The organism is Kribbella sp. VKM Ac-2568 (genome assembly GCF_004345365.1).
GTDB lineage: Bacteria > Actinomycetota > Actinomycetes > Propionibacteriales > Kribbellaceae > Kribbella > Kribbella orskensis.
This window is the reverse complement of sequence record NZ_SLVF01000033.1, coordinates 1-3,795: the sequence shown is the minus strand read 5'-3', so window position 1 is coordinate 3,795 and position 3,795 is coordinate 1. Positions and strand designations below refer to the sequence as shown.

Annotated in this window: 3 protein-coding genes; 1 reads left to right on the top strand and 2 read right to left on the bottom strand. The window is 65.1% G+C overall.

Going from position 1 to position 3,795, the window contains the following annotated elements:
* Positions 1–305: 305 nt before the first annotated feature.
* Together EV648_RS42270 and EV648_RS42265 are read right to left on the bottom strand one after the other, a co-directional pair.
* Entirely contained in the window at positions 306–1,280 is a 975-nt protein-coding gene (locus EV648_RS42270) for a hypothetical protein (protein ID WP_132302108.1), read from the bottom strand.
* Positions 1,281–1,535: 255 nt separating this feature from the next.
* On the bottom strand, positions 1,536–2,753 hold the full coding sequence (locus EV648_RS42265) for a low temperature requirement protein A (RefSeq protein ID WP_199235159.1): 1,218 nt from the start codon (positions 2,751–2,753) through the stop codon (positions 1,536–1,538).
* Positions 2,754–2,980: 227 nt separating this feature from the next.
* Here EV648_RS42265 and EV648_RS42985 point away from each other — a divergent pair, with 227 nt between their 5' ends.
* Positions 2,981–3,139: a hypothetical protein gene (locus EV648_RS42985; protein ID WP_158294245.1), complete on the top strand. Its 159-nt coding sequence runs from the start codon at positions 2,981–2,983 to the stop codon at positions 3,137–3,139.
* The last annotated feature ends 656 nt before the right edge of the window (positions 3,140–3,795 follow it).

The window sequence follows — 3,795 nt, the reverse complement described above, 5'->3', positions numbered from 1 at the left end:
CAGACAAGGCGAGCACCGTGGCGCTGGTGCTGGCCGACGCTTTGGTGGTCCGCGTGCTGGCCGGCGTCCAGGTCCAGCGAGTGATCGTGGTGCCCAGGCGGCTCATCAACATCGTCACCAGGTAACCGCGGTCGGCCCGAGGGGTGGCTAGTGTAATAACCCCCGCGACGGCCTGACATGACGACGAGCGGTCACCGAGCATCAGTCGGGTCTCGCTGCCTCAGTACAGCTGAAGGTGAAGGACGCCAAGCGAGTCGCGAGACAGCGGATCGAAACAACCTGACAGGGCTTGAAGTGCTCCGGGCTCAGACGTTGAGCCTGAGGCGTGTGGTTAAGGTGCGTGTTCCTCCTCGGACACGCATGCTAACCACAGGCGGGGCAGGCCTGATGGAAACATCAGCCACCCGCGTTTTGTAGTTGTAGGAGACGTCCAAGCCCAAGGCGCCGTACAGCTCGGCCAGATCACCTCGATCCGCCTGATCCAGCACCGTCTTCATCGCGCCTAGTTCCTCCACCATCACTCGGATGTCCGCGGTGCTCAGCCGTTCGGCCGGCTCCAAGGCCTCCAGTCCGGCAAGAGCGGCCTTCCTCCCGGCCACGGCTGCGTTGTATTGACTCGCCAACACCTCGGGGTCCCAACCAGCCTCCAGAGCACGTTGAAGCCGCGTCATCGTCGCATCCGCGTCGGCGATCTTCTTCCGGAACGCTCGCTCGGCCGCATCCGCGGGATCCTCGTCGCCCTGTGCACCCGCCAGAAGTGCGATGTTCTGATCAAGATTTGCAGGACCGAACAGTCCCGCAATCCACTCGTTCACACCGTCGGAGAGGTGGTCCTCGCGGACATAGACCGTCGGCGGATGCCCAAGGGTCGCCCTCGACCCTGGAATCAAGGTCCGTGCAGCACAGCGGTAGAACATCGTGTGCTTCCGCGGAGAGCCCTCCATCTTCCGCCCGCGGGTCTCACACCGGATCGTCCCGCGGAACAGGTACGACGCTTTCGGCTCGACTCGAGTCTGCGGCTGAGACGCTCGCGCCGCCATGTCCGAGCCACGACGAGCGCGCATCTCCAACTGGACCCGTGTGAAGACCTCCACGGAGACGATGGCCGGGTGCGCAGGTTCACGCGACCGCACGATCTTCGACTGGGCAGACCGTCGAAACCTCACGATGTGGCCGGCCGCAACGTCATCGGGGTCCAACAGTTCCTCAACTTTCTGCCAGCGCCCGTCGATCGCGTAGCCGGTGTAACTCGGATTCGTGCGGCATCGCATCGACGTCACCAGGACTGTTTCAGGGCGTACTCGACCCCGGCATCGCACTTGTTCGGGTGCGCGATGTGAAAGTGGCGCTCGCGTCCCGCCGGGTTTATCGGGCGGGGAAGGCGCTATCGGCGCTCAGCAGAATCAGCTGCCCGGCATCTCTCCTGTTCGTTCGCCACTGCTTCGACGATGTCGGGATTGGTGCGTTCGAGCAGTCGGGCTCCGCTCGGAGGCAGCAGCTCGCAGGTTCGGCCAGCGTCTGTTGCGGCGATGTCGTCAGTTGGTGTTCGGCTCAGCTGCTGACGGCGTGGTGTTCGCGGTGCCGGCACGCTCTGGCACGGGTGGGTGCAGGACCAGGACAGCGACGACCAAGGTCATGACGACGGCTGTGATCGCGAAGGGAATCGGGAGTATCGGGTCGAGGAGGATGAGGACGACTGCCAGGGGGATGACTGCGTTGACGACGCGGTCGGCGGCGCCACGGAGAGCGATCCACCAGATGCCGAGGACAAAGATCGCGATCGGGACAGCGATGGTGAAGGAGGCGGTGACTTCCCCGAGTTTGCTGTGGTGGGTCAAGACGCCGATCTCGACTTCAATGCCCGCCGACAAGGCGCCGGCTGCGGCGAAGACGAAGTAGTGAACGTAGCCGTAGCGCAGAGAGCTGCCGAAGGCACTGATGGCTCGGTGATGTGGTGGCCAGAAGTACATCCACCACAGAGCCGCGGTGACCACGAGGGTGAGCACGGCGATCGAGATGAGTGAACCGGGGGCTTGGTCGTCGTGCAGGGCCTCGATGATGGCATTGGCCGAGGCGAGGAGGCTCTCACCGAGCAGGATGAGGGTGAACAGACCGTAGCGTTCCGTGAGGTGGTGTGGGTGCCACGGTGTCGTGCCCTGCCTCTCGGCGATGATGGGGATGGCGATCTCGGCCGCGATGAGTACGAGCAATGCGACGGACGAGACGGGGCCTGTCAGCAGCAATTGGAGCAGCCAGAGAGCTTGGACGGTGGCGATGCCGCCGGCGTAGATCTGCGTGGCGCGTCGGCTTTGTCCTGCGGACCGGGAGGCACGGAGCCACTGGGCGACCATCGCGACGCGCATGACAACGTAACTCAGGACGAGGACGGTGTAGTCGCGGTCGGCGAAGACGCGTTCGATGCCGGCGGCCAGGACCAGTACGCCGCCCATTTGGACGATGGTGAGAACCCGGTAGAGCCAGTCGTCGGTGGCGAAGGAGGTGGCGAACCAGGTGAAGTTCATCCAGGCCCACCAGATGCCGAAGAACACCACGCTGTAGGCGAGCAGGCCGTCGATGATATGCGCCTCGGTGAATGCGTGATGGAGCTCGGCCGCGGCGATGCTGACGGCCACGACGAAGACCAGGTCGAAGAACAGTTCCAGCGATGAGGCGGTCCGGCCGGGCTCGTTGGGGTCGCGTGGCCGCATCGGGACCAGGCGAGACTTCGCCAGCGCAGCGGTGGGTAACGTCATCACCCGTCCTTTCGCAGAGCCGAAGGACCATGCGGCCCAAGTGCCTCCCAGCGGAAGTCGCGCTTCCGGCAGTCGCGGCTCGCAAGCTCAGGTCAGTGGCGCCAGGTCGCGAAAAGGGGCGTCCGGCTCTCCGTTTGAAAGTACGCCGCCTTAGAACGTCTCCTCCGAGCTGGAACGCATATGGCTCCAGATCCGCGGAGAAGACCTCGACCAAATGCGTCGGGTCCATGCCGATCACGTCCGTGGTGCGCGGATTCGGCGTCGACATGACCACCCCGACCAGTGCCTTCTGCTGCATCCGCTCGATCAGGGCGCGCCAGTTGGACAGGTGCTCGATGATCTCCAGGGCGACGAAGAAGTGCGCGTCCCGCGGTGGCGTCCAGTAGTTCAGATTGACACCGTCGATGCCGCCGTCGACGGGGATGTACCGTCCCCGCCACCCGTACTCCGCGCGCAGGCAGTAGTCCAGTTCGGTCATGCCGGCGCCGACGTCCACGATCGTCATGTCGTGGGTGAGGCCGCTCGCTGTCAGCCAGTCGGCGGCAGCGCGGTACCGGACAGCGCGGAACTCGTACTTGCCGGTGCGATCGTCCAGGTAGGAGTCGCAGGACTGAATGGTGGGGGTCCAGGTCATCAGCGCGCCACCCCTCTCGATCAACAGGTCTCGGGACTTCGGTCAGTGCCTTTGGTCCAGGCAACTCAACTGTCGGAGCCGAGCAGGAGGGCGCGCGCCTGTAAGGCCCCCGGCCACCCCCGGGTCTGAGGCCGAGGGCCAACGGCGGACCGCGACGACTGGATCAGAACAACCGGCACCGGGCGAAATACCGGGAGGGCGACCCGGGCATTGGCCCGGGACTACGCGGGTGCCCGGGGCCAGCCTTTGCACCCAGAGTGGCGGCATCCCCTCACCAACGGACTCACCGCATTAGGAGAACTCCATGAGGACTCATCCCAAGCACAAGACCGCCACTCCCCCAGGCCGCCGCCGGAGAATCGCCGCGCTCGGGGCCGCCGTACTGGCCGTCCTGATCGCCGCCGTGTC